The sequence below is a fragment of the Pseudomonas sp. LB3P58 genome, assembly GCF_054897895.1.
In genome coordinates this window covers 5,808,321-5,832,945 of the sequence record NZ_JBUBVE010000001.1, presented here as the reverse complement: position 1 = coordinate 5,832,945, position 24,625 = coordinate 5,808,321, and the positions used below count along the sequence as shown (strand labels likewise).

Sequence of the window (24,625 nt, the reverse complement as noted above, 5' to 3'; positions counted from 1 at the left end):
CAACTGTAGGAGTGAGCCTGCTCGCGATTGCGGTGTATCAGCCAACGAAAATGTCGACTGATACACCGTAATCGCGAGCAGGCTCACTCCTACAGGGGGTGTTGCGGTGTGGCGTTATTCGATGAAGGTTACGACGCCGCCAGCCAGCGACTGCACGCGAGCCAGGGATTCAACGCGATAACCCTGGGCATCCAGTTCCGCACGGCCGCCCTGGAACGACTTCTCGATCACGATACCCAGACCCGCGACGGTGGCGCCGGCCTGTTTGATGATCGAGATCAGCGCTTGCGACGCCTTACCGTTGGCCAAAAAGTCATCGATGATCAGCACGCGGTCGCTGCTGGTCAGGTGACGCGGGGAGATTGCCACGGTGCTTTCGGTCTGCTTGGTGAACGAGTAAACGGTCGCCGACAGCAGGTTTTCGGTCAGGGTCAGGGACTGATGCTTGCGCGCAAAAATCACCGGCACGCCGAGGTTCAGACCGGTCATGATCGCCGGGGCAATGCCCGAGGCTTCGATGGTGACGATCTTGGTGATGCCCGAATCCTTGAACAGCGTGGCGAATTCGTCGCCGATCAGCTTCATCAGGGCCGGGTCGATCTGGTGGTTCAGAAAGGCGTCGACTTTCAGGACCTGGTCGGAAAGCACGATGCCTTCTTCGCGAATTTTCTTGTGCAGTGCTTCCATGAAGCGTTCCTCTAAGGACGGCTATGCGTCTAAGGCTGGTTAAAAAGTAGTCGATTCTAGCGCTTTAACATCGCGCGTATATCCGCCAATGCGGTATTGCCGCGAACAGCTTTGACTTCAACGGGCGTGTCGTCGGTGCCTTCCCAGGCCAGGTCGTCCGGCGGCAGCTCATCAAGAAAGCGGCTCGGCGCGCAGTCGATGATCTCGCCGTATTGCTTACGCTTGGCGGCGAAGGTGAAGGCCAGGGTCTGACGCGCCCGGGTAATTCCGACGTAGGCCAGCCGACGTTCTTCTTCGATGGTGTCGGCTTCGATACTGGAACGGTGCGGGAGAATTTCCTCCTCCATGCCCATGATGAACACGTAGGGAAACTCCAGACCCTTGGAGGCGTGCAGGGTCATCATCTGCACACCTTCGGCGCCGTCTTCCTCTTCCTGCTGACGTTCCAGCATGTCGCGCAGGACGAGTTTGCCGATGGCGTCTTCGACGGTCATCTCGCCTTCTTCGTCTTTTTCGAGGGTGTTCTTCAACGCCTCGATCAAGAACCAGACGTTACCCATGCGGTAGTCGGCAGCCTTGTCGCTGGAACTGTTGGTGCGCAGCCAGTTCTCGTAGTCGATGTCCATGACCATGCTGCGCAGCGCCGAGATCGGGTCTTCGCCGGCGCACTGCTCGCGGACCTTGTCCATGAAGCGCTTGAAGCGCGACAGTCGATCGGTGAAGCGCGTATCCAGATGCTCGCCCAGACCGATTTCGTCGGTGGCGGCGTACATCGAGATTTTGCGTTCGGTGGCGTAGTTGCCGAGCTTTTCCAGCGTAGTCGAACCGATTTCCCGGCGTGGGACGTTGATCACCCGCAGGAAGGCGTTGTCGTCGTCGGGGTTCACGATCAGGCGGAAGTAGGCCATCAGGTCTTTCACTTCCTGACGTCCGAAAAAGCTGTTGCCGCCGGACAGCCGATACGGAATCTGGTGGTGTTGCAGCTTCAGCTCGATCAGCTTGGCCTGGTAGTTACCGCGATACAGGATCGCAAAATCGCTGTAGGGCCGATCCGTGCGCAAGTGCAGGGTCAGCAATTCCACGGCCACGCGTTCGGCTTCGGCGTCTTCGTTGCGGCAACGGATCACGCGGATCTCGTCGCCGTGGCCCATCTCACTCCACAGCTGCTTTTCGAATTCGTGCGGGTTGTTCGAGATCAGCACGTTGGCGCACCGCAGGATGCGGCTGGTGGAGCGGTAGTTTTGCTCCAGCATCACCACTTTCAGGGACGGGTAATCGTCCTTGAGCAGCATCAGGTTTTCCGGCCGGGCGCCGCGCCAGGCGTAGATCGACTGATCGTCATCGCCCACCACGGTGAACTGGTTGCGTATGCCGATCAGCAGCTTCACCAGCAAATACTGGCTGGCGTTGGTGTCCTGGTATTCGTCCACCAGCAGGTAGCGGACTTTGTTCTGCCATTTTTCGAGGATGTCGGCGTGTTCCTGGAACAGCTTCACCGGCAGCAGGATCAGGTCGTCGAAGTCCACCGCGTTGAACGCCTTGAGCGTGCGCTGATAGTGGGTGTAGACGATGGCGGCGGTCTGTTCCTTGGGGTTGCGCGCGTTTTCCAGGGCTTCGGGCGGCAGGATCAGGTCGTTTTTCCACGAGCCGATCATGTTCTTGATCTCGTCGACGCCGTCGTCGCCCGAGTATTCCTTCTGCATGATGTCGGTCATCAAGGCTTTGACATCGGTTTCGTCGAAGATCGAGAAACCTGGCTTGTAGCCCAGCCGCACGTGTTCCTTGCGGATAATGTTCAGGCCCAGATTGTGGAAGGTGCAGACGGTCAGGCCGCGGCCTTCGCCGCCCTTGAGCAGGGTGCCGACCCGTTCCTTCATCTCGCGCGCGGCCTTGTTGGTAAAGGTCATCGCGACGATGTACTGGGCGCGAATGCCGCAATTCTGGATCAAGTGGGCGATCTTGCGCGTGATCACGCTGGTCTTGCCGGAGCCTGCACCGGCGAGCACCAATAGAGGGCCGCCGACGTAGTTCACGGCTTCTTGCTGCCGGGGATTGAGTCGGGACATACGAAATCAGGGAGTCGTTTGCGAAATGGGCCGGCATTTTAACAGGCTCAGCGAATTGTGCTGCTCTCTCCGACTTGTGACGCAGCACGCTATCTATATTTGCCGGTTTTGATACTTTCACGCAGGATGCGCGGTGAGTTTGCGTCTAATGTTCGTAATTCCGGATACAAAGCCGCGTTTGTTAACCGGTGTCATTTGGTCATTGGTTATCGGCGCTGCATAATGCCGCCGCCTACATCTTTGCAGAGTCTAGGGAGCTAGCTTGTCTACGCCTGTCGAACCCTTGCGTTTGCTGCTACTGGCCGAAGAGCCAGCGTGGGCAGCGTTGTTGCGCGAGTGTCTGGCTCCGATGGGGAGCTCGACCGTGCTGATCAGCGCGCCGAGCTGGGAGTCGGTCAGCAGTCTGTTCGATGACAACCGCAACGCGGTGTTGTTGACGATTCCAGCGCTTCAACCTCTACCTGGCCGTTGCAGCCTGCCGACGGTATTGCTGCTCGAACATGAGCCGCTGTCACCGCCCGATGGGGTGAGTGACTGGCTGGTACGCGATCATCTCGATCCCGGCATGTTGCGCCGGTGCCTGCGGCATGTGCGCGAGCGGGGCGTGCTGGAAAACACCCTGCAGCGCCTGGCCGAGCAAGACCCGCTGACCGGTATCGCCAATCGCCAGGGTTTCCAGACCTTGCTGGCGGCACGCCTGGCGGAAAACGACGGCCGCGGCCTGGCCCTCGGTCACCTCGACCTCGATAACTTCCGTCACGCCAACGACGCCCTCGGCCACCAGGCCGGTGACCGGTTGATCCTGCAAGTGGTCGCGCGGCTGAAAAGCCAGCTTGAGGCCGGTGATCAACTGGCTCGACTGGGCAGTGATGAGTTCGCCCTGCTGATCGACACCCGCCGCGCGCCTCAGCGCGCCGAATGGATGGCCGAGCGCATTACCGAAGCGTTGGCCGAGCCTTACTGGGTCGACGGCGAAAGCCTGTTGATCGGTTCCAGCCTGGGCATCGCCCACGCCCGGGCCCAGGCCGGCGCCGACCCGCTGATGTGGCACGCACACATCGCCATGCAGCAGGCCAAAAGTACTCAGGGCTGTACCTTTCACATCTTTAACGAACGCATCAATCGCAATGCCCGCAGCATGGCCGACCTCGAAAGCGAGCTGCGCCGGGCGTTGCGCCGGGATGAACTGGAACTGCATTACCAGCCTCGCCTGAACCTTGAGGACGGGCAGATCGTTGGCCTCGAAGCCTTGGTGCGCTGGCGTCATGGCGAGCGCGGCTTGCTGCCACCGAGCGAATTCGTGCCGCTGGCCGAGCAGAGCGGTTTGATCGTGCCACTCGGTTACTGGGTGATTTCCCGCGCCCTGCGTGACATGCAAGCGTTGCGCGAACGGGGTTTGCCGGCGTTGCACATGGCAATCAACCTGTCGTTCCGGCAGTTTCAGGACAGCCAGTTGCTCTCGACACTGAGTCGGTTGATTGCCGAGCGCGGCGTCGAGGCGCAATGGCTGGAATTCGAACTGACTGAAACCGCGGTGATGCGCCGCAGCGATCTGGTCAAGCAAACCATGGACGCCCTCGGACGCCTTGGGGTGCGCTTCTCGCTGGATGACTTCGGCACCGGGTTCTCGTCCTTCGTACACCTCAACAGCCTGCCGATTGCGTTGTTGAAGGTCGACAAGAGCTTTGTCGGCGGCATGGAAGAACGGGAAGAGAATCGCAAGCTGGTGCACGCGATGATCAATCTGGCACACAACCTCAATCTTGAAGTGGTCGCCGAGGGCGTAGAAACGCCGGAGCAACTGGATCTGTTGCGCGGGTTTGGCTGCGATCAGGTGCAAGGGTATTTGATCAGCAAGCCGTTGCCGCTGGCGGAGTTGGTTGAGTATTTGACCTTTGGCAGCAATCAGCAGCCCGCATTGGAAGTCGTGAGTTAACGCCGAACCAATGTGGGAGCGGCGGTGCGACGATTCGACTTGCTCGCGAAGAGGCCGTGTCAGTCAACATCAATTTCGACTGACACACCGCTTTCGCGAGCAAGCCCGCTCCCACAGGGGTTCTCAGTCAGGCTGGGCGACCGGGAAACTATTCTGCGGCGCAGGCTCCCGCCGAATCATCCGCTTCATCTTCCACTCAAACGCCAACGTCAAACTCACCGCGGCACACGCTAACCCCAGCGCCAATCCCCACCAGACACCCGTCGGCCCCCAATTCAAATGGAAGGCCATCCACCAGGCGGCTGGCGCGCCAATCAGCCAATAACATCCCAACCCCACCAGGAACGTGGTCTTGGCATCCTTGAGCCCGCGAATGCAGCCCATGGCGATGGTTTGCGTGCCGTCGAACAGTTCGAACCACGCGGCGACCGCCAACAGGCTCACGGCCAGGTTGATCACGTCACGAAACGCCGGGTCGTTGTGGTCCAGGAACAAACCGATCAACTGATGCGGCAGCAACCAGAAGACCATGGCGAAGGCAAGCATCGCCGCCGCGCCAAAGGCGATGCCGACCCGTCCGGCCAGCCGTGCATTCAGCAGCTGCCCGGCGCCGTAGTGCTGCCCGATGCGCATGGTGATCGCATAGGAAATCCCCGCCGGAACCATGAACGCCACTGAGACGATTTGTAGGGCAATCTGGTGTGCGCCCATTTGCGTACTGCCCATGGTGCCCATGCACAGCGCGGCGAACGCAAACAGTCCGACTTCCACCGCGTAGGTGCCACCAATCGGCAGGCCCAGGCGCCACAGTTCCTTGAGGTATTGACGGTTAGGTCGCGACAGGCCCTGACGCAAGGGATAAGCGTCGTAGGCCGGATGCCGACGGATGTGCCAGGCCAGCGCCAGCGCCATGCAGTTGGCGACAACAGCGGTAACCAGCCCGATGCCCATCAACCCCAGTTTTGGCAGGCCGAACATGCCGGTAATCAATGCGTAATTGAGCAGGAAGTTAGCCACGGTGCCGCCGAGGCTGATGACCATCACCGGCGTCGCGCGGCCGATGGCACTGGTGAAGCCGCGCAAGGCCATGAAACTCAGGTAGCCGGGCAGGGCGAACGGCAGGATCAGCAGGAACTGCCCGGCTGCGTGGACGTTGGTTTCGGTCTGGCCGAACAGCAGCAACACCGGTTTGAGGTTCCACAGCAGCAGCCCGGCCACCAACGCCATCAACCACGCCAGCCATAACCCGGCCTGGGTCAGCCTGGTGGCGCCGACGATGTCGCCGGCACCCTGACGAATAGCCACGAGGGTGCCGACCGCGGCGATCACGCCAATGCAGAAAATCGACACGAACGAGTATGTCGCTGCGCCCAGACCGCCACCGGCCAGCGCCTCTGGACTCAGGCGCGCCATCATCAAGGTGTCGGTGAGGACCATCAGCATGTGCGCCAACTGCGAGGCAATCAACGGCCCCGCCAGCCGCAGGATGGCCCAGAGTTCGGTACGTGCTGGATGCTGCATGGTCATCACGCTCGATAATTAAAGAGGGACAGGAAAGCGTCGATTCTCGGCGCTCTACGGGGTTTGCACAAAGGGATAAAAAGGATGGGTTGCATGATTCAAACTCATGCTGGAGAGTTTCTGCTAGGGTGGCCGAATCCCGCTATAGGAGCTTTCCGAATGTCCCGTCGTCTTCCTCCCTTGTATGCCCTGCGCGCATTCGAAGCGGCGGCGCGGCACAGTTCGTTTACCCGTGCGGCCGAAGAATTATCGATCACCCAAAGCGCGGTCAGTCGGCACATTCGTACACTCGAAGAGCATTTTGCCTGTCGGCTGTTTCACCGCAGTGGGCGCAATCTGCAATTGACCGAGTCGGCGCGGTTGATCCTGCCCGGCATTCGCGAAGGCTTCACCGCCCTGGAGCGGGCCTGCAATACCTTGCGTGCCGAAGATGACATCCTGCGCATGAAAGCGCCGTCGACCCTGACCATGCGCTGGCTGCTGGCACGGCTCAGCCGCTTTCGGCACCTGCAACCAGGCAATGAGGTGCAATTGACCAGCGCCTGGATGGACGTCGACTCGGTGGACTTCAACCATGAACCATTCGACTGTGCCGTCATCCTCAGCAACGGGCATTTTCCGCCGGACTGGGAGGCGAGTTTCCTGTTCCCGGAAGAACTGATTCCAGTCGGTGCGCCGAATCTTCTGCAGGATCAACCGTGGGATGTCGCACGGCTGGCCAATGCCGAACTGCTGCACCCGACGCCGGATCGTCGCGACTGGCGCAGTTGGCTGGAGCGCATGGGGCTGTCGGATCAGGTGTCGCTCAAGGGCGGGCAGGTGTTCGACACGCTGGAGCTGGGCATGATCGCCGCCGCCCGAGGTTATGGCGTGTCCATGGGCGATCTGCTGATGGTGGCGGAAGATGTGGCTCAGGGACGTCTGAGTCTGCCGTGGCCGACGGCCGTCGCCAGCGGTGAGAAATATTACCTGGTCTGGCCGAAAACCCGCCCCGGCGGTGAACGTTTGCGCAGGCTCAGCGACTTCCTGCAAAGCGAAGCCCGAGCAATGGAATTGCCCGATGTTCAACACTTGGGCTGAATCGATAGAGCCTCCGCAATGGCGGCCTTGAGCCATATCCCGGTTAATTACTCAAGTATTCAGATTTTCCGCCGAAAATGCAGGTGGAACCTTCGTGCAGGTTCGACGTAATTCCCATTAGAAATTTTGCTGAGTGTGCGTCGTGATCAGGATGATCCGGTCGCTCGGCCAGGAGCTGTCATGTCTCAACCTCGTGCCCGGATCGCCTCACAGCTTGGTCTTGCGCTTGCCGTGATACTGGCGATTGTCATCAGCGGCAGTACCGTGTTCGCCCTGCGCTCGCTGGACAGAGCCAACCTCGCCACCCGCGAAGAGCACCTGGCCAGTGAAGCCCGGTTGCTGGCCGATCAGTTGAGTACCTTTCACGGCACGTTGCGTGAAAGCACCCAGCGCCTGAGCGGTCTGTTCGAGAAGCGCTTCAGCGCCGGTTTGAGCGTGCACCCGGATGAACCGGTGGCGGTAGCGGGCGCGCAGACGCCGGGCCTGCACCTGGGCAGCGAAGTGCTGAACAACAATTTCAAGGAAGTGGACGAGTTCAAGCAAATGACCGCCGGCGTTGCGACGGTGTTTGTGCGCAGCGGCGAAGACTTCATTCGGGTCAGCACGTCCCTGAGCAAACAGGACGGCAGCCGGGCCATCGGCACGCTGCTCGATCACGCGAACCCGGCCTATGCCCGCTTGATGGCGGGGCAGGCCTACGTCGGTCGCGCCTTGTTGTTCGAACGCTCCTACATGACTCAGTACACCCCCGTACGTGACAGCGGCGGTAAGGTGATTGCCGTGCTGTTCGTAGGATTTGATTACACCGACGCGCAGAACGCGCAGTTCGCCAACCTCAAGCGCTTCCGTATCGGCCAAACCGGTTCCCTGGCGCTGCTGGATGAACAGAGCAAATGGCTGGTGCCGATCGCGGGCGTACAAGCGCTGGATCAGGCGACTCCGACCATCGTTGGCTTGGCGAAAACGCCGGGCAAGGGCGAGTTCTGGAGCGACAAGTCCGAAGATTTCTACAGCATTGCCGTACCGTTTGAAGGCGGCCCATGGTCGGTCGTGGCGAGCATGCCGAAAACCGAAATCCGTGCCGTGACCTGGAGTGTCGGCATTCAATTGGCGATTGGCAGTCTGCTGGCGATGCTGATCGCTGTGGGGGCGGCGGTTTGGTTGCTACGCAGCAAACTTGCGCCTTTGGGTGATCTGGTGCGTCAGGCCGAAGCTTTGGGCGCCGGTGATTTGAGCGTGCGGCTGAACGTGTCGAGCAACGACGAAATCGGTCAGCTGGCCCGCGCGTTCAACCAGATGAGCCAAGCGCTGTCGACCATGGTCGAGCACATCCGCAAGGCCTCGCAAGAGGTCAACAGCCGTGCCCAGGCCTTGTCCGGTCTGTCCAGTGGCGCCTATGAAGGGATGGAGCAGCAGTCGGGCGAAATCACCAGCATGGCCGGCGCCGTGGAAGAGTTCAGCGCCACCTCCCTGAACATTGCCGACAACATGGGCAGCACTCAGCGTCTGGCCCAGGAAAACGCACAGCAAACCCAGATCGGTCGTACGTCGATGGACGAAGCGTCCTCGTCCCTGGAGCAAATCGCTGGCGCGCTGAACAGCACGGCGACGGTGATCAATACCTTGGGTCAGCGCTCCCAGGAAATCGGCGGCATTGTCGGTGTGATTACCTCGATTGCCGATCAAACCAACCTGCTGGCGCTCAACGCCGCCATCGAAGCCGCTCGTGCCGGTGAGCAGGGTCGTGGTTTTGCCGTGGTAGCCGATGAGGTTCGCAACCTGGCTTCTCGCACCCGCCAGGCGACAGATGAAATTTCCGGAATGATTCAAAGCATCCAGCAGGAAACCGGCAACGCCATCAGCACCATGGAGCAGGGCAACGTGTTGATGCAGGAAGGTTTGTCGCGCAACGCCAACGTCGCCAGTGCCCTGGCACGGATCGATGAGCAGAGTCGTTCGGCGGGTCAGCAATTTGCGGCGATCACCACCGCGACTCAGGAACAAAGTAGTACCGCGACGTTGCTTAGCAGCAACCTGCAAAGCATTGCCCTGGCGAACAGTGAGCAGCGTGAGGTGGTGTCGAACCTTGCGGTGACGGCCAAAGAGCTGGAGAAGCTCGCGGCGGACTTGCGGCATGAGGTTGACCGGTTTCGTTGAGGCGCCGCTGAAATAGCTATCGCGAGCAGGCTCACTCCTACAGTTGATCTTTGGTGTTCACAAGTTCTGTGTTCACAACAAATCCAGTGTAGGAGTGAGCCTGCTCGCGATGGGGTCACCTCAATTTAGGATAGGCCCACAGCTAGTTGCACTTGGCATTGCTGGACACTTCCTTTGTCGCCTGTTTCAACTGGCTACCCAGCTCAGCCGCATTGGTGCTGTTGTAAACCCGGCCACCGGTGTTTTCGGCGATGCAGCGGGACGGGCCACCGGCGCCGATTTTCACCACGTTGACCCGCAGGCGCGGTTGTTCCCTGGCGATTCGGCGGGACACCGCGCAAGCGTCTTTCTGGCAACCGTCTTCACCGTCGACGAACATCACGATCACCGCATCGTTATTGCGCCCGTCGACCTTGCTGGCGGCGTAGGCCAGGCTGTCGGCCAGTGGTGTGCCATCGTTGGGCACCAGACCGCGAATCCCGTTGATCAGCCGCTGACGATCGCCAAACTTGAACACGCCCTGGTCCGGTGTTCTTTCGCAACCGGCGAAGGTGATCAGGCGCGTGTCGATCTTCGGGTCCAGCCCATTGATCATGCCGGCCAGCGAGTCCTTGGCGACGTCCATGCGGCTGGGCTTGGCGAAGATCTGCATGGTGCGGTTCGGGTCCAGGTACTTGTTCATCTCATTGCCGAAGAACCAGTCCTCATCGGATTTCACCGACCTGATGTTCAAGTCCATCGAGCCCGAGGTGTCGAGTACCACCACAAATTGCGGGGGCACGGCATCCGGCGCTTTTTTACGGCACGCGTAGTTGTCCAGCGTCGGGGCTGGTGGTGGCGGCGGTGGTGGTGGCGGCGCGGCCACGACCGGTTTTGGTGGTGGGACGGGCTTGGGTGGCGGCACTGGTTTTGGTTCGGGCACCGGTTCTGGTTCCGGAACAGGTTCCGGTTCCGGTTCCACAGCAGGCTCGGGAACTGGCTCGGGAACAGGCTCAACCGGTTTCTCGACGGGCGTCACCACTGGCGCTACCGGCGCTACAGGCGGAACCACGACAACCGGTTCACGGTGCAGGAACCACCAGAGCCACAGCGCCAGAAGCAGCAACAGCAGCGCAAGCAAGGCCGCCGCGATCCACCAGCCACGGCGCGACGGCGGAACAACCGGCACCACTGGAACCACCGGCGGCACGATCGGTTTGGGCGGACGCAGGTTCCAGCGCACCACCAACGGCTCACCGTTGAGGCTGTAGAGTTTGTCCAGCTCCGGCGTGCCGAGCAGGCTGCGCAGGTCTTGCGCTTCCGTCGGTTGACCGCGTTTTTGCAGTTCATCCGCCAGCTGTCCGAGGGACGTCTGACGCACTTCATAGGTTTCCAGCAAACGTCGTTGCGCGTCCTCGTTGAGGTCGGCGTAGGGCGTGGGTTGGCCACCCAGTTCGGTCCACCATTCCAGCACGTCGCCGCTGCCCATCCGCGGGATGGCAAACAGGCTGGCGACGGTCGGCGGAAAGTGTTTCTGGATGAGGGCGACTTTGGCTTGCAGCGCACTCATCCCCTCCGGTGTGGCTTGCGCATCCCTGATGACCCGCTGCATGACGACGATTCCTGAAAAAGGTGCAGGCCTCCATCGGGAGGCCTGCGGGGTGAAAAGTTACTCTTCGTAGCCGAGGCTGAATTGCAGCTGATTGACCTTCTTCTGCAATGCCTTCAGCTCTTCCTGCTTGGCCGCCAGCGTCGCTGGCGTTGACTTGGCCGTTGGCGCTTTTGAAGCCTTGAGCTGCTGCTCGAGACCGGCGATCTGCTTCTGCACACCGCTTTCGTTGCCACGTCGAGCCTTGAGCGAGCTTAGCAATTGTCCCAGCGACTGATTCAGCGCCGCCTGGGCTTTCTGCTGGCTGGCCAGGTCGGTTTTGGTGCTGAGCTGCTGGGCCTGAATGTTCTCGTACACCTGACGGAACATTGCGTTTTGCTGACGGGACTCGCTCAGGGTCAGTTCCTTCTGCTTGACCTGATCGCTGTAGCCACCGGAGTAGTCGCAGTTCATTTTGGTCAGCATGCTGCTGTCGCGATTGGTTGCATCGCATTCGCCCGGCTTGGTCGCGCAACCGCTCAAGGCCAGGACGGCGGTGAGGACCGCCAGTTGTCGTAGCGTCATGTGCTTATCCCAGGGTGATTGCGGAGCGTTGGCTGTACAGACCGTCGACTTCCTTCTGCAGGGCAGCGACTTTCTGGTTCATTTTCATAATGTTCTTGTCAACTTGCTTGATCTCGGCGCCGGCGGCGCCTTGTGCACGCTCGGCGTCTGCCACTTTGGTGTACTCGGTGACTTTGATGCGCATGTTGCCGAGGTCTTTACGCAGGCGCGCGATGTTCGAATCGATCTCGGCGATTTGCTCCTGGGCCTGGGACTTGTCGACTTTCTTGTTGGCGATGTCCTTTTTGATCCGGGCGATTTTTGCCTGATCATCATTGATCACTTGCTGAGCGGTCGCGGTACGGGCGATCACGTTCTGGGTGTCTTGTTCGACGTCGCTGTTCATTTTAGCCAAGCGGGTGGAGGTGTCGGCGTATTCGCTGCGACGCTGATCCAGGTAGTAGTTCGCACCCATGGCCACGCCGCACGCGGTAATACCGGCGGCGACGGCGCACACGGCTTTGTTGTTGCTGTTGGACAGCGCGCAAGCGAGGATGCCGACACCTGCGCCCATGGCGCAGGCCTGATAGCCGGACTTGCTGAAGAACTCTGCGTCTTGACCTTGGGTCAGGCGCGGGTCGGTCCCGTCGCTGTCGCCGAGCATGGAGCTACCGGTGTTGGCGCAACCGGTCAGCAGCAGGCTGCCGGCGAGTACGAAAGCGATCTGTAGCTTGAAGCGAGTCCAAAGGCTGCGCGACATGGTGAAACTCCTCGGTGACGGTGTTGACATGTTGTTATTGAGTAACGGTTTTGCAGCTGTTCAGCCAGGCTTCAGTGTCGATTTTCTGCTTTTGCAGGAACGCCTTTTGATTGGCCCAGTGGGTGCGCAAGTAAGGTTTGAGGTCTTGCAGCTGTTTGTTGCGGGTGATGATTTCTTCCATTACCGGGACCTGCGTTTCAAGCAATGGCTGGCCGTACAAGGTCGCCGATTCCACCAGGCTGCTGGCGTAGTAACGGCTGAGTTTGTGCAGGCGATCCTTCTGCTCGTCGAGCTTGCCTTTGCGCATGTCGCAACTGGCGTCTTTGTCCGCGCTTTCGCAGTTAAGCTTGTAGTTCTTTTGCAGGAAGTCCAAGTACTGGCCGTCGTCTAGCATCTTGGTGCACAAGAATGCGCCCAGATTGAGGCTGGCGCGAATCGCCTGGTCGCGGGTTTCTTCCTGCTGCTGGTTGCTGGCGCGCAGTTGGTTTTCCAAGGCCTGAAGCTTTTCCTTGAGCGCTTTGTCTTCGACGCCCGAGGCCAGGCTGTTCAGGGATTGCACGGTGCCTTTGTCGGCGGATTCGGTTTCCTTGCTGCCAGTGCCGAGTTTCTTCCAGCTGCTTTCGATGCTGGCGACCCGTTCGCGAGAGGTGAGGGTCGGAGAGACCATGACCAGGCGCAGGCCGGTGGTTTTGTTTTTCACCTGACCGTCGGCGTTGTAATACGGCTCTTCCTTGCGCAACGCAGTTCGCAGGTCGGCCTGAGCGGTCAAGTAGTTGCCGCCACGCACGACGTAGCCGCCGGCCTGGCCGTGCTGGCGGTCGAGTTTGTTCAGGCGAAACGGCTCGAACATCATTTCGTCGACGTTGCCGAGCATGTCATGCAGACCCAGCGGATTGGGCTTCTGCAGACCGGACAACTGCACTTTGCCGTTGGACGATTGCGCCCCGGCGAACCACTCGTAAGCGTTGATGCCGTCCGGCATCGGGTAGTGCGTGTCGCGGAATTCCGCGGCACCGACTTCCAGCCCGCCGCGTGCGGCGAACTCCCACTCGACTTCAGTCGGCAGGCGCAGGAAGCCCTGTGCGCCGTCCTCCTTGGGCAACTTGTCGGCGGCGTTTTTGCGCAGCCACAGGTTGTACTTGTCGGCGGCTTCGATGGCTTGCACCCAACTCACCGCCGTTTGCGGCACGCGCAGTTTGGTGGCTGCGGTGGGGCAGGTTGCTTCGGTCAGTGCGGCGTATTGCAGCTGACTCATCTCGTACTTGGCCATCAGGTAGTAGCGGGACTTGTTGTTCTTGGCCCCGGTAAAACTGCCAGCGATAAAGGTCGGGCGGGTCTGTTCGACGTAGCCGTATTCCGCGCCGTCCTGACCGATGTTGATCGGATAGTCGTCGAGCGGCCCTGCCACGGGGATGAACACTTTGCGAAATACCATCGAGCCTTCGCAGGGCATCGGCAGCACCACGTCGGCGGCGTCCGGCATCGGGTTGTAAAACTTCTCTTCCCAGCCCGCTGCCGAGGCGTCGAGTACATAGCCGAGGCTCAGGGGCAACAGCAAGCCAAAACGTTTATAGCTCACGCAGACTCTCCGCAGGTTGGATGTTGATGGCTCGCAGGGCGCCGATCACGGCCACCAGTGCAGCGACCAGAAAGGTCAGGAGCAGGGCGGCAAAGCCATGCCAGACAGTGATGTGGCAAACGAAGGTGCCGGTGGCCTGGCTGCTGCCGAGCAGGTAGTCGAACAAATGGCTGCCGACGGCATAAAACCCCAGCCCGCCAACGTAGCCGGCCAGGCTCAGTAACAGCGCTTGCAGGACCACGAAACCGCCGACGGCCCGGCGCTTGAAACCTAACAGACGCAGGACCGCGAGGCTTTTGCGTTTGCGGTCGATGTTGGCCAGGAACGCGCCGACCATCGATGCCACGCAGCCAATCAGCGCCGCCACGGCGATCACGCCGAAGATCAGCCCCAGCACATGGTTGATGGCTTTGACGTTATCGATATCGGCCAGCCGGCTCGACGTTTCGATGTGTTGTTCGTTGAGCCAGTGCTCCAGCGGCGCGACTTGATCGATGTCGCGTGCATACACGCGGGCGCGGGCATACAGCGGTTGCAGATTGCCCAGAGGCTTGCCGGTGTCAACGCCGAACGCACTGATCTGATAGCCGTCGCGAAAGCGCTCCAGATCCAGCAGCAGCGGCGGGGCGACAAACCCGGCCGCGCGGCCGAAGCGGGCGCCGTCGAGCACCGCCAGCACCGTCAGCGTCATTTCGCCGCGTTCATTGACACCTTCCAGACGGCGCAAGGCCCGCAGTTGCACACTATCGCCGGCCTTGGCCTGCAAGCGTTGCGCTGCGCTGGCGCTGAGGATCACTTGATTGCCGACCGGGTTGAGCGACGGCAGATCCAGTTGTGGGTCGCCAGGTTCCGTGGCGATGATTTCTGCACCTTCGACAAACCGTTGCATGCCGATCAGCAGGTCTGCCTGGGTATTCAGCGAGCGCGTCTGGCCGAGGGCAAAACCGGTCTCGGGACGCAGGCGCAAACGCTCGATCCAGGCCGTGTCGTAGTTGCCGTTGCTGAGCATCTTCACTTCAAGGTTGCGCGGGTCGCGCAGCAGTTCGTCCTGCAACTGGCTGACCACCCCGTGCTTGAGCCCGAACAGCAGCAGCAACGGCGCGATCACCGCTACCAGGGAGGCGGCGATGCACAGCGAGACCTTGCGGTCGTGCCAGAGGTCTTGCAGCGCCAGTGAGCCCAGCAGGCGCAAGCGATCAGTCCATCGGTTCAAACAGTGTCTCTCCCTGGCGGCTGATAGCGCCGAGGCGCGGCAAGCCGAAATCCTTCAGCAGGGCCCAGTCATGGGACACGACGAGCGCACTCAGGCCCATGTTCGACACCAGGCTCAGCAGCAACTCGAACAAACGCCGGGCGCTGTGAGGGTCGAGCGCGGCGGTCGGCTCGTCGGCCAACAACAGCAGCGGTTCATGGGCAATGGCGCGCACACAGGCAACGCGCTGGCGTTCGCCGATCGACAAGGCCTGAGGTTGTTTATCCAGCAATCCTTGCAGGCGCAACACGTCAACGGCGTGGTCGATGTGCTCGCTCTTCACCGACATCCCGAGCAAGCGGCGCGGCAGGCTGATGTTGTCGCGCACGCTCAGAAACGGCAGCAAGCCGCCACTCTGCAAAATGAAGCCCAAATGCCGGGAGCGCACCGCCGCCAAGGCTGGCTGGTCATCGCTGGCAAGCAGTTGGGCGATGTCCTGATCGTGGGTTGCGCCCAACCGAAAGCGCTCGAGCTCGACCGGCGCCAGCAACAGGCCGATGGCTTCGAGCAGCGTGCTTTTGCCGCTGCCACTTTCGCCGGTGATGGCGAGGATTTCTCCGGCACCGACCTGCAAATGCGGCAGGCGCACGTGATGGGCCAGCGCGCCTTCACCACGGCGCACCAGCAAGTTTTTGATATCGAGCATCAGCGTCTCGTTAAGGCATCATTTCGAGTGGCACGGGGTACACGTTGTCCCGCGCATCGCTGTCCTTGGCTAAAGCAACCCAGCGGTCGACGTCAGCGTTGTAACGCTGGTAGTGCCGCAGCTTGGTATTGAGCGTGCGGATGAATTTCTCCTGCGCCAGGCCATCCCAGCTCTTCCAGGTTTCTTCGTCCAGGTTCAATACTTCGCTCTGATACGGCAGGTCTTCGAGGTACTCGCCGAGCACACCCATGTCCGCCAGTTTGGCTTTGCTGTTCTGCTTGAGCTGATTCGGGTCGGCGCCCATGGTCGCAGCGACCGAACGCAGGCGATCGAACATTTCCGTCGGCGAAATCAGGCCTTCGTTGGCGGCGTCGAGGATCTGCTTCATCACGTCGCTCAAGTCGCTGAGCTGGGACTTGGTCAGCAGCACCCGCACATCGGTGGTCGGGATGTTCTGCTTGATCAGGTCGCGGTCGGTGATCCACGCCTTGAACACCGGCGGGGCCTTGCTGTTGGTCTTCTCGCCGAGATAGGCGAGTTGCATGGCGTGGCCGATCAGCGCCGCGTCTTCGAGCATTTTCTTCTCGGCCGGGTCCTGTTTGGCGTTCGCCGCACTGCCGATGGCGTCTTCACCCATGTAGGCGGCTTTCACCTGAGAGGTGATCGCGGCGGCCAGTGCGTCGACCTTGCGCCCGAATTCATGAATATCGCCAGCGTTCACCGGGTAGTACAGCGAGGTGTTGGTGCCCGGGTAGGTCGACAGGTTCTGGTACTGCGCCTCGGCCTTGGCGTGGTCCTTGGCCCCGGCCGGGGTTTTCAAGTGCAGGGTGTAAATCGCCACGCCCGGGTTGGCGGCTTCCATACGCACCTGCGCGGCGCTCAATCCGGTCTTCGACAGCTTGTCGTCGCCTTCGATGGCGCCCGCGTCGGTGATCAGCACCACGTAGCGCGCGCCGAACTGGCTCCAGTCGACCTTGTCGATGCTGTCCATGACGCCGGCAAAGGCGTCCTCATCGAAGCTGCTGCTCGACACGGTGGCCTGTTTGAGGTCGGCGATCTTGGCGAAAAAGTCGGCGCTGTCTTTCACCTTGGTAGGGTCGGCGTACATCTTGGTGGTGTATTCCAGCCCCGGCACCGCCTGGGTGTTGGAGCGGAAAGCCACGAGGCCGAACTTGACCTGCTTGCCGAGGTTCTGCGCTTCGATCCGCTGATAAACCTTGCGGATCGCCTCGCGGGTGCGGTCGATGTACGGGTCCATCGAGATCGTCGAGTCGATGACAAACACCACCGCCGCACTGAATTCTTTCAGTTGGTTGGCGGTTTTGTCCTCGGCTGCCTTGCCGCCGGCAGCGCTGTTCGCAGCACCGCCCTTGGCATTCTTGTCATCCGGTTTGCTGACCGACGCGACGTTGAGCAGGCGCGTGCGGAAACCGCTTTCGGTCATGACTTCTTCGCCACTGAGCACCGGCAGCAGGTAGAACTGCTTTTGCAGGTCGACGAAGTATTCAGGTTCTTCAGCCAGTACGCCCGGTGCTTGTTGGCCCTTTTTCAGCGTGGCCCGCAGCGGCGCGACTTTGCTCACCGGGTCCGGCGCATCGAGGATGCCTTCGACGGTGGCGCGGTCCTTGAAGAACAGCAACCGGTCGCGGTTGGCCGGGTTGGTGAAGGCAAGTGTCAGCTGCATCTTCCAGTCGGTGGTGCAGCTGGCAGGCAGCCAGCCAATGGTTTTGCCGTAGCTGTCGGGGCCGACTTTCAGCCATTCGGCGTTTGCCGCTTGAGCGCGTTCGTACACATAGAAACGGCTGAAGACCGGTTGCGCATCGCCTGCTGCACCGCCCGCTGTCGGGCTGATCTTGCAGCCCGGCGTGGTCAGCACGCGTTGGAACAGGGTCTTTTTACCGGCCTGGATCAGCGGCTTGTCATCGGCCTGGGACAGCGGGCTAATGCACAGCGCCAACAGGGCGGCGCCGCTCAACAGGAATCGACTCAGGGGAGAGCGCATCACTTCTGCAACTCCTCGAAACGCTGCTTGGCTTCGGCGTTGTTCGGGTCCTGGGTGAGGATCGTTTCGTACCAATAGGCGGCGGTGGCGTTGTCCGCGACCGGGAAGCACTCGCTGGCCTTCAGGTATTTAGGATCGTATTCGCGGGCATAAGCGTTGGCGATCAGCGCGTCACCGGCCTGGGCACGGTTGGCGTACAGTCGTTGGGCGACGCCGCAGTGTTTGCCGGCCTTGGCCTGGTTGATGATTTCCAGCAACTTGGCACTGTCGGGCGCAGCCTTGATGCAGGTCTGGACGAAGGTCAATTCAGGCAGGCTGTTCATGCTCTCGAGGGTGCAGGCTTGAGTGTCAGCGCCGGCCGGTGCGCCGGCAGGGGTTGCGGCCACCGGGGCAGGCGCCGGGATGCGTTTGTAGAACCAGAATCCGCCGCCCGCTGCCAGCAGCAACAACACGACAATCAACAGGCCGATCAGGCCTTTGTTGCTTTTCTTCACCGGTGCGGGAGGCGGCGTGTAGTCGGGCTCGGTGAGCACCGACTCCAATTCTACTTCTGGCTCGGCGGTGGACAGGACCAGTTCTGGCAGCTCCGGGATTTCCGGTGCCGGTGCACTCGGCGCCGTCAGATCGGCGCCGCCGTAGGTCGAGCGCGTCTGGCCGCCGGCCGTGGACGGCAGCACACCAACGCCGGGCCGAACCACGCCTTTGTCTGCATGCCCTTGGCTCTGTTCGCGTAGTTCAATCTGGAATTGCGAGTTGGCGCCGCCTTCCAGCAGCGGGTCGACTACGTCCGGGCCGACCTGCGCTTCCAGGCCTTCGCCGCTGGCCGTGACGTTGAAACGCGAGACCTTGAACCAGAATGGATTGTTGCTCCAGGCCTTGTGGTCCTGGAGGTAAAAACCGTCCTGGTTACGCTGAATGGAAAACTCCAGCTGTTCCTCGCTACCCTGCCATTTCTTCACAGTGAGGCGGGCCTGGCCAGGCACATTGGGCTCTAACGCGAGCAGGTCGACACGAATTGGCATTGCTTATCTCGCTGTGAAGGCTGTGAGCACTTGGCCCAGCCGTTCGTTCTGTTCAGGGGTGATTTCGCGCCCGGCACCATGGCCGGCGTTGTCCTGCGTGATGTAGGCCAGGCCCGAGAGCCAGTCGCCGAGATACCGCTGCGCCTGATTCGCCGGTTGCGCCGGCAGCACGGGCACTTGTCCGGGACTGATGTCGGTGTAGAACGAGAACAGCGGCGCCTTGGCTCCGGCGCGACTGTTCGGACGCTCGCTTACCGGCTTCTGCAGGTAGCCGAACCACGACACGAAATCGCGCAGCACCCGTTGCACTTCCAGGACCTGGCGCTCGACCAGTTGATCGCGCCGCGCGCCACTTTGTGCGCGCTTGAGCACCGCGCGGCTCAGTTGCCCCGGCAAGTCCTGGCGATAGCCGGCGGTGATCAGTTCGTCGACCACCGCTTCCAGCAATGCTTTTTCCAACCCCAGGAGGTTGAGCAGGCTTTGCCGGGTGGTCAGTTCACGCAGGTGCGCAATCCAGGCCTTGAATGCCGCTTTGGCGAATCGGTGTTCGTTGCTTTGCAGTTCGGGCGCCGGGGTGCCGGTGTTGCTGCTGACCGGCGTGTCAGGGCTCGTGTCGTCACCAAAATCGAAATCGAAACCGGCGTCGTTGCCATACAGGCTCTGGCTCGGTGTCGGGGCGACTGGCTCATCGTTCGCGGCTGGCTCGTCATCAGTTTCGTACACGCCACTGAGGTACAGGTCGCGGACTTCTTCGCTCGGCATGTCGAGTTGATCGATCAGCTCGCCGAGCACTGCCGGGCGACGGCCCAGGCCGGTCAGAATCATCTGCGCCTGGGCTTTCTTGGCGGCAGCGGCACCGTCGCCGTCGGCGTGGTACCAGGTACTCAGACCATGAGTGGTCAGGCCTTCGAGGCATTCGCTCAATTGCTCGCGGATGCGCTGCAATTTGAATTCGATATTGGCCACGCCTTTGAAACTGCCGCTGAAGTGGCTGATGCCACCGTCATCGTTGCGCAGCATTTCTTTCCAGGCGTTGGCAGGATCGTGGATGTGTTTGCACACCAGGTCGTTGCCGGCAAAGCTTGTACCCAAGGCGTCGACTCGCTCCTGGTAGCTGGCATTGAGGCCGGTTTCCGCACCGGTCGCGTCTTGCTCGATGAACGCCGCGTCCATGCGCGGTTTGCGCACCAGGAAGGTGTTCTGGAACGGTGTGCCGGCCCAGTCGCTCATCCAGCTCAGGCTGCCGAAGCGCTCCAGCATGGTCAGCTTGACCATGCCGTTCCAGCTCTCGTCGTACTGATCAGGCGTCAGGCTCAGGGAGTTGGTGATGCGCAGGTCGAGCATGGTCAGCGCCCAGATCAGACCGGTGTCGCGCTTGCTGCGAGCGGCCGAGTCGGCGCCTTGGGTCTTTTCGATCCAGCGGGTCAGTACCGGGCCTACGTCGTTGACGTCGCTCTGCTTGGTCGAACCGGTGCAGACCACCAGCGCGTTCATTTCCTGGTTATCGGTGTAGCGTTCGAACAGGTAGGCGACCTTACCACGCAGGATCAGCTGCGAAACGGAGTTGTCCTTGGTGGCGGATTGCGGGTCGTTGGAGTCGGCGATCTCGTGCAGTTTCTTGCGCCCGCGATAACCGGGGAAGTCCAGCAAGTCGACTTGATTGACGATGTCGTCCGCCGGGGCTTCGATCAGGCCGAAGGTCATTTCGGCAGTCAGCGCCGCCAATTGCGCAACCGCAATGCCCTGACTGTTTTGCAGGCGTCCGTCGACCTGTGGCCGCACGTCGATCGGCAAGTCCAGCGGGCTGCCGAAGCGCTCGAGGATGTCGACGTTCATGATGCTGTCGCGCTGGCTGTAGGTGTCGTTTTCGAAACTCACCAAGGCATGCAGCGGGGCGAACACGGTCTCGGGCAGGCCCAGCTTGTGCAGCGCGCCGGCCAGTTGCTGGTACACGCGCGTCAGTTCGCTTTGCTCACCCCACAGGATTGAAAACAGCTCGGCACGCTCCTGGAAATTCAGCCGTGGCGCCAGTTGCAACGCAGTGGGCCAATAAAGGTGTTCGAGCTTCTTCACCGAGTTGCGGAAGTTGTCCCGCAGGTAATCCCACAGCGACACCAGATCGTCGGCGTTGACGCCCGGTTGCAGCGGCCCGGTTTCCCGACCTTCGAACGGTTTCAGCACGCGCAGGATGCGTTCTTCGTCGATCTCGTAGGAAATGCGCTCAAGGTCGAAATCCTTGAACCAGGAGTTGGCCAGAATCTTCGCCAGCTCGATTTCCTTGAACAGCGTGAGCTCTACCGGAAAGTCATTGTCCTGACTCTCCGTCGCCCGACGGCTGAAGCGCGTCACCAGGCCGGTGGCTTCCTTGCCGCCACCCACCGGGTTGATGTGCTTGATGAAGTCCAGGCGCTGGCCACCGAAGTCGGTTTCCAGTTTGCCGTTCTGACCCGCAGCGAGGGCTGAAATCAGGTAGGACTTGCCGGCCTGGGACAAGCCGAAAAAGCCGATGGTCATTGGCGTGCAGGCCACGCGACCGAGGCTTTGAGCCAGGTTGCGGGCACGGTGCAGGCGGATGTTCAGGTTGTCGGCTTCGCTGTCCAGGCGCGGCGCGTTGCCGCGCGTCTGGCCAATCCAGTCCAGCGCCTGACCGGCACCTTTATAAACAGCGGCCCAACTGGCAGAGAGCTGAGTTTGATCGGGGGTCAGATCATTCATTTGCGTTTCACACTTCCACTGTCGAGCCAGTACTTGGTCTCGCTCAGGCCGGCGTCGAGCATGGTGTTGAGTTCCAGCTCGAGGTCGCTGCGCGGGTTGAAGTTGACGTTGTTACTGTTGGATTCGATGTCGCGAACCGAGAGGCGGTCGCTGACCAGATCCTGCTTGCGTGTGTACTTGTCCGCCGGTTTGACCTCGAACCGCACCTTGAGCAGCGGCGCGCTGCCGTTTTCACCGATCGCCCGGGAAAACTTCTCCCGACCGGCCTTGGTGAACCGCAAGGTATACAGCGGCGAGGCGGCCCAGCGGTCGGCGGCCAACTGACGGAAACCGAGGCGCAGATCGCCGCGCATTTCCAGCTGTGGCGTGTCGGCGGCATCGCCAACGCCGATTTCCGGCAGCTTGATTTTGTAGTCTTCGGACTGGATGTCGCGGTACAGCACGTCGGCATCCTTGATCACGTTGTTCAGGTCGATGACGCCGATGTGCTTGACGGTCGAATACGGCTTGAGCGCCGAAGCACGGAAGTAGAAGTTCGGCACGCTGTGGTTGGCGCACAACAGGCAGAGCATGGCGCCCACCGACGCGGTGCTTTTCGGGTCGTCGATCCGGCCGTTCTTGTGGAACGGGTACCAGCCGCCAGTGCGGTAGTTTTGCAGCGCCAGAATGCGCCCCGGCGGCAGCGGCAGCACCTTGCGAATGAACGCCTGGATGCCGGGCAAGCGCGAAGGGCGGCCGGTCAGCAGCAGAACGTCGCACGGGTAATGCGCGACCACTTCACACAGCGCACCGAGAATCTTGGTGATGTTGATCTGGTCGTTGAGGAACGCGGCGTGAAGCTTCTGCAGGTCGAAACTGATCGGCGCGTCATACAGGTCGAAACCGCTCTGACCGCCGACATCGCGGCGCACGGCGGCGTTGACGTAGTCGAGCACGGTCTGGCTGATCGCGTTGTCACCGAGCAATTGGCGGTAGCTTTGCGGGGTGACTTCTTGCGGCACTTGCGGATCGTAATGCTCGTACGCCTTGAGCAGCGCCAGGCCCAGCGGTGCGAACACTTGCAGGTTCAATTGCTGGCGCAGAATCATGTCCTGGGCGCTGACCGACTCATCGCCGCACAACCGAGACATCAGCGAATCCGGGGCTTTCACGCCGGCGTTCTGCAAGGCTTTTTCGAAGCTCGGCAGGATGAAGTCCTGAATCACGTCCAGCAGGATGTCATCGCCGGCCACTTTGAAGCCATCGCGAAAACGCTGCTCGGGCACGATGTGCACGTTGCTGCCGCTGCCGGTGTTGCCGGCGCGGTCGAGGCGATAGTCAGTGATCACCAGGTCCGTGGTACCGCCGCCGATGTCGATGGTTGCCAGGGTGATGCGTTCGCGGTCGGTCTTGTCTGGCCGGGCGATGGTGTCAAAAAACTCTTCCGGGTGACCGGCGAAATTCTCGTTGACCTCGGTGTACAGGTACACCAGCTGGCCGCAAGAGGCTTCGTCCCATTCCACGCGGATACTTGGGATCGGCGTACGCGGGCTGACGGCCTGATCCTGATGCGGGTCTTCCTCGCCGGCGTGCCAGCCGAGGCTCTTCCACACCAGGCCGATGGCTTGCAACATGCGTTCGTTGAGAATGCTGCGCTCGGCCTGCGGCATGCCCGGCGGCACGGTCAGGGTGATGCTGTTGAGCTGGCGCGGCACGCGGGTGTGACCCTGGCGTGAACGCTGGGCCGGGCTGTTGATTTGCGACAGCGCCTGGGCCAGTACTTCGGCGAGCATGAAGGTCATCAGCGAGCTGCGCGAGTAACGCGGCATGAACACCGGCAGACGATCGTCTTCTTCGAGGCTGTAAAGCGCCTCGCCGGTTTCATTGATCAGGTGCGAGAACGGTGCGGCGGTGGCGTACGGCTCGCTGTCGGTCTTGATGTACGAGCAGTTGAAGCGCCAGCCGTGGCCGTAAGCGTTTTCGTCCCACAGATAACGTTTCGGGCTGGACAGGCCAGTGGACCCTTCGGTGCCGCGACGACGGCTGGCCAGACGGCTGGCCTCATTGCCGACGCGGGCAATCGTCGCCCATTGGAACGCATCGTGCCGGCCGCTTTTGACCGAGCAGTGGTCCTTGCCGAAGTACGCCTGGGCGAATTCCACACGGCTTTCGAACGGCAGGTTGTAAGTGTGTTCGGGGGTGATCAGGTCGCGCAGTTCCAGCACGTAGTTCTGTTTCAACCCGGAACCGGCCTGACCGTGGTTTTCGATCAGGATGCCGCAGGTGCGCGAGTTGCCGACGTCCAGCACCAGGTCCACCGGAATCGGCTTGACCAGGCCATTGCTGTCGTTGGCGACCACTTTCAGCTCGGGGATTTCAACTTTCGCCCGGGCCGTCGACTGCTGGGCGGCGGACGGCTTGCTCAACAGACTGAGCAGGTTGAGGTAGTGCGCCAAGTGATAGTTGGCGCGGATGTCGGTGTCCAGCTCTGCGCGCGAGCGGTGGGCATTGCCCTCGTTGAACACTTCCAGCAGCCACTCGTTGACCCACGGCTGTGCGAGGAACCAGCGGGTTTCGCTGGCCTTCGTCGCCAGTTTGAAGGACACGCCGGAGCTGATGTCTTCTTCGTTTGGCGCCAGGTACGCGGTGCCGTCACGCTTGGGCATGACGCGGCTGTCGAAGGCCATCGTCAGGCGGTGGGTGTTGCCGTCAATGTCGGGTGTCGTCAACTTCACCAGGCGCATGCGCGACCAGTTGGTCGGACCTTCGTCGAAACGATGCGGCGGCATGAAGCGGAAAAACGGGGTCGGCAGCCAGATACCGTCGAGCAACTCGAGGCTGCTTTTCATGTCGACGCTGAACGCAGGTTTGGCTTTTTCGACCTTTTCCGGTTCAGGTTCGTAGAAAAAGAAGTCTTTCTCTTCGTTGTACGACAGGCGGCAGATCAGCCCGCTGATCATCGGCGCGAATTCACCCGCCGGTTCCTTGCGGGGATCCAGGCGCAGGGCGAAATCCATGAACTGGATGCCGGTGTCGCTGACCAGCGTGACGGTGTCTTCGAATTGGGTGACTTCAGGCAACATGTCGGGTTA

Annotated in this window: 16 protein-coding genes; 3 read left to right on the top strand and 13 right to left on the bottom strand. The window is 61.1% G+C overall.

What is annotated here, in order from left to right:
• Positions 1 to 114 precede the first annotated feature (114 nt).
• Together ACYZTZ_RS27230 and rep are read right to left on the bottom strand one after the other, a co-directional pair.
• A complete protein-coding gene (locus ACYZTZ_RS27230; protein ID WP_020799401.1) occupies positions 115 to 687 on the bottom strand; it encodes a xanthine phosphoribosyltransferase in 573 nt (190 codons plus the stop codon).
• 56 nt (positions 688 to 743) lie between these two features.
• Complete coding sequence (rep, locus tag ACYZTZ_RS27225; RefSeq protein WP_056738697.1) at positions 744 to 2,753, bottom strand: DNA helicase Rep; 2,010 nt, start codon at positions 2,751 to 2,753, stop codon at positions 744 to 746.
• Positions 2,754 to 3,015: 262 nt separating this feature from the next.
• Between rep and ACYZTZ_RS27220 the strand changes: the two genes are divergently transcribed.
• The gene (locus ACYZTZ_RS27220) at positions 3,016 to 4,689 is read left to right on the top strand and encodes a putative bifunctional diguanylate cyclase/phosphodiesterase (protein WP_462000214.1); all 1,674 of its coding nucleotides are present in this window, start codon (positions 3,016 to 3,018) and stop codon (positions 4,687 to 4,689) included.
• 123 nt (positions 4,690 to 4,812) lie between these two features.
• On the opposite strand, the gene ACYZTZ_RS27215 is transcribed toward ACYZTZ_RS27220, so the two are convergent.
• The gene (locus tag ACYZTZ_RS27215; RefSeq protein WP_462000213.1) at positions 4,813 to 6,210 is read right to left on the bottom strand and encodes a NorM family multidrug efflux MATE transporter; all 1,398 of its coding nucleotides are present in this window, start codon (positions 6,208 to 6,210) and stop codon (positions 4,813 to 4,815) included.
• 159 nt (positions 6,211 to 6,369) lie between these two features.
• Between ACYZTZ_RS27215 and ACYZTZ_RS27210 the strand changes: the two genes are divergently transcribed.
• On the top strand, positions 6,370 to 7,290 hold the full coding sequence (locus tag ACYZTZ_RS27210) for a LysR substrate-binding domain-containing protein (protein WP_462000212.1): 921 nt from the start codon (positions 6,370 to 6,372) through the stop codon (positions 7,288 to 7,290).
• A gap of 180 nt (positions 7,291 to 7,470) precedes the next feature.
• The gene (locus tag ACYZTZ_RS27205; RefSeq protein WP_462000211.1) at positions 7,471 to 9,447 is read left to right on the top strand and encodes a methyl-accepting chemotaxis protein; all 1,977 of its coding nucleotides are present in this window, start codon (positions 7,471 to 7,473) and stop codon (positions 9,445 to 9,447) included.
• Between the two features lie 142 nt (positions 9,448 to 9,589).
• On the opposite strand, the gene ACYZTZ_RS27200 is transcribed toward ACYZTZ_RS27205, so the two are convergent.
• From ACYZTZ_RS27200 to ACYZTZ_RS27155, 10 genes are read right to left on the bottom strand one after another with little or no spacing between them, the layout of a single operon-like run.
• Positions 9,590 to 11,038, bottom strand: coding sequence for a vWA domain-containing protein (locus ACYZTZ_RS27200; protein WP_462000210.1), 1,449 nt, complete (start codon positions 11,036 to 11,038; stop codon positions 9,590 to 9,592).
• Between the two features lie 57 nt (positions 11,039 to 11,095).
• Positions 11,096 to 11,599, bottom strand: coding sequence for a hypothetical protein (locus tag ACYZTZ_RS27195; protein ID WP_462000209.1), 504 nt, complete (start codon positions 11,597 to 11,599; stop codon positions 11,096 to 11,098).
• A gap of 4 nt (positions 11,600 to 11,603) precedes the next feature.
• Positions 11,604 to 12,338: a hypothetical protein gene (locus ACYZTZ_RS27190; RefSeq protein WP_462000208.1), complete on the bottom strand. Its 735-nt coding sequence runs from the start codon at positions 12,336 to 12,338 to the stop codon at positions 11,604 to 11,606.
• 34 nt (positions 12,339 to 12,372) lie between these two features.
• Positions 12,373 to 13,917, bottom strand: a complete 1,545-nt coding sequence (locus ACYZTZ_RS27185) for an SUMF1/EgtB/PvdO family nonheme iron enzyme (protein ID WP_462000207.1) — start codon at positions 13,915 to 13,917, stop codon at positions 12,373 to 12,375.
• Entirely contained in the window at positions 13,907 to 15,130 is a 1,224-nt protein-coding gene (locus ACYZTZ_RS27180; RefSeq protein WP_462000206.1) for an ABC transporter permease, read from the bottom strand. Before ACYZTZ_RS27180 ends, ACYZTZ_RS27185 begins: the two co-directional genes overlap by 11 nt.
• A complete protein-coding gene (locus tag ACYZTZ_RS27175; RefSeq protein WP_095126942.1) occupies positions 15,114 to 15,815 on the bottom strand; it encodes an ABC transporter ATP-binding protein in 702 nt (233 codons plus the stop codon). The genes ACYZTZ_RS27180 and ACYZTZ_RS27175 overlap by 17 nt, the downstream gene beginning before the upstream one ends.
• A 10-nt stretch (positions 15,816 to 15,825) precedes the next feature.
• Positions 15,826 to 17,817 (bottom strand): vWA domain-containing protein, encoded by a 1,992-nt coding sequence (locus ACYZTZ_RS27170; RefSeq protein WP_462000205.1) that lies wholly within the window; start codon positions 17,815 to 17,817, stop codon positions 15,826 to 15,828.
• The gene (locus tag ACYZTZ_RS27165; RefSeq protein WP_462000204.1) at positions 17,817 to 18,839 is read right to left on the bottom strand and encodes a hypothetical protein; all 1,023 of its coding nucleotides are present in this window, start codon (positions 18,837 to 18,839) and stop codon (positions 17,817 to 17,819) included. The genes ACYZTZ_RS27170 and ACYZTZ_RS27165 overlap by 1 nt, the downstream gene beginning before the upstream one ends.
• A gap of 3 nt (positions 18,840 to 18,842) precedes the next feature.
• Entirely contained in the window at positions 18,843 to 21,554 is a 2,712-nt protein-coding gene (locus tag ACYZTZ_RS27160; protein ID WP_462000203.1) for a putative virulence factor, read from the bottom strand.
• On the bottom strand, positions 21,551 to 24,616 hold the full coding sequence (locus ACYZTZ_RS27155; protein ID WP_462000202.1) for a virulence factor SrfB: 3,066 nt from the start codon (positions 24,614 to 24,616) through the stop codon (positions 21,551 to 21,553). Before ACYZTZ_RS27155 ends, ACYZTZ_RS27160 begins: the two co-directional genes overlap by 4 nt.
• Positions 24,617 to 24,625 lie beyond the last annotated feature (9 nt).

Coding starts and splice junctions, on each gene's coding strand:
- rep (WP_056738697.1), bottom strand. CDS start 2,753: ATGTCCCGACTCAATCCCCGGCAGCAAGAAGCCGTGAACTACGTCGGC.
- ACYZTZ_RS27195 (WP_462000209.1), bottom strand. CDS start 11,599: ATGACGCTACGACAACTGGCGGTCCTCACCGCCGTCCTGGCCTTGAGC.
- ACYZTZ_RS27215 (WP_462000213.1), bottom strand. CDS start 6,210: ATGCAGCATCCAGCACGTACCGAACTCTGGGCCATCCTGCGGCTGGCG.
- ACYZTZ_RS27170 (WP_462000205.1), bottom strand. CDS start 17,817: ATGCGCTCTCCCCTGAGTCGATTCCTGTTGAGCGGCGCCGCCCTGTTG.
- ACYZTZ_RS27155 (WP_462000202.1), bottom strand. CDS start 24,616: ATGTTGCCTGAAGTCACCCAATTCGAAGACACCGTCACGCTGGTCAGC.
- ACYZTZ_RS27205 (WP_462000211.1), top strand. CDS start 7,471: ATGTCTCAACCTCGTGCCCGGATCGCCTCACAGCTTGGTCTTGCGCTT.
- ACYZTZ_RS27175 (WP_095126942.1), bottom strand. CDS start 15,815: ATGCTCGATATCAAAAACTTGCTGGTGCGCCGTGGTGAAGGCGCGCTG.
- ACYZTZ_RS27190 (WP_462000208.1), bottom strand. CDS start 12,338: ATGTCGCGCAGCCTTTGGACTCGCTTCAAGCTACAGATCGCTTTCGTA.
- ACYZTZ_RS27165 (WP_462000204.1), bottom strand. CDS start 18,839: ATGCCAATTCGTGTCGACCTGCTCGCGTTAGAGCCCAATGTGCCTGGC.
- ACYZTZ_RS27200 (WP_462000210.1), bottom strand. CDS start 11,038: ATGCAGCGGGTCATCAGGGATGCGCAAGCCACACCGGAGGGGATGAGT.
- ACYZTZ_RS27160 (WP_462000203.1), bottom strand. CDS start 21,554: ATGAATGATCTGACCCCCGATCAAACTCAGCTCTCTGCCAGTTGGGCC.
- ACYZTZ_RS27210 (WP_462000212.1), top strand. CDS start 6,370: ATGTCCCGTCGTCTTCCTCCCTTGTATGCCCTGCGCGCATTCGAAGCG.
- ACYZTZ_RS27230 (WP_020799401.1), bottom strand. CDS start 687: ATGGAAGCACTGCACAAGAAAATTCGCGAAGAAGGCATCGTGCTTTCC.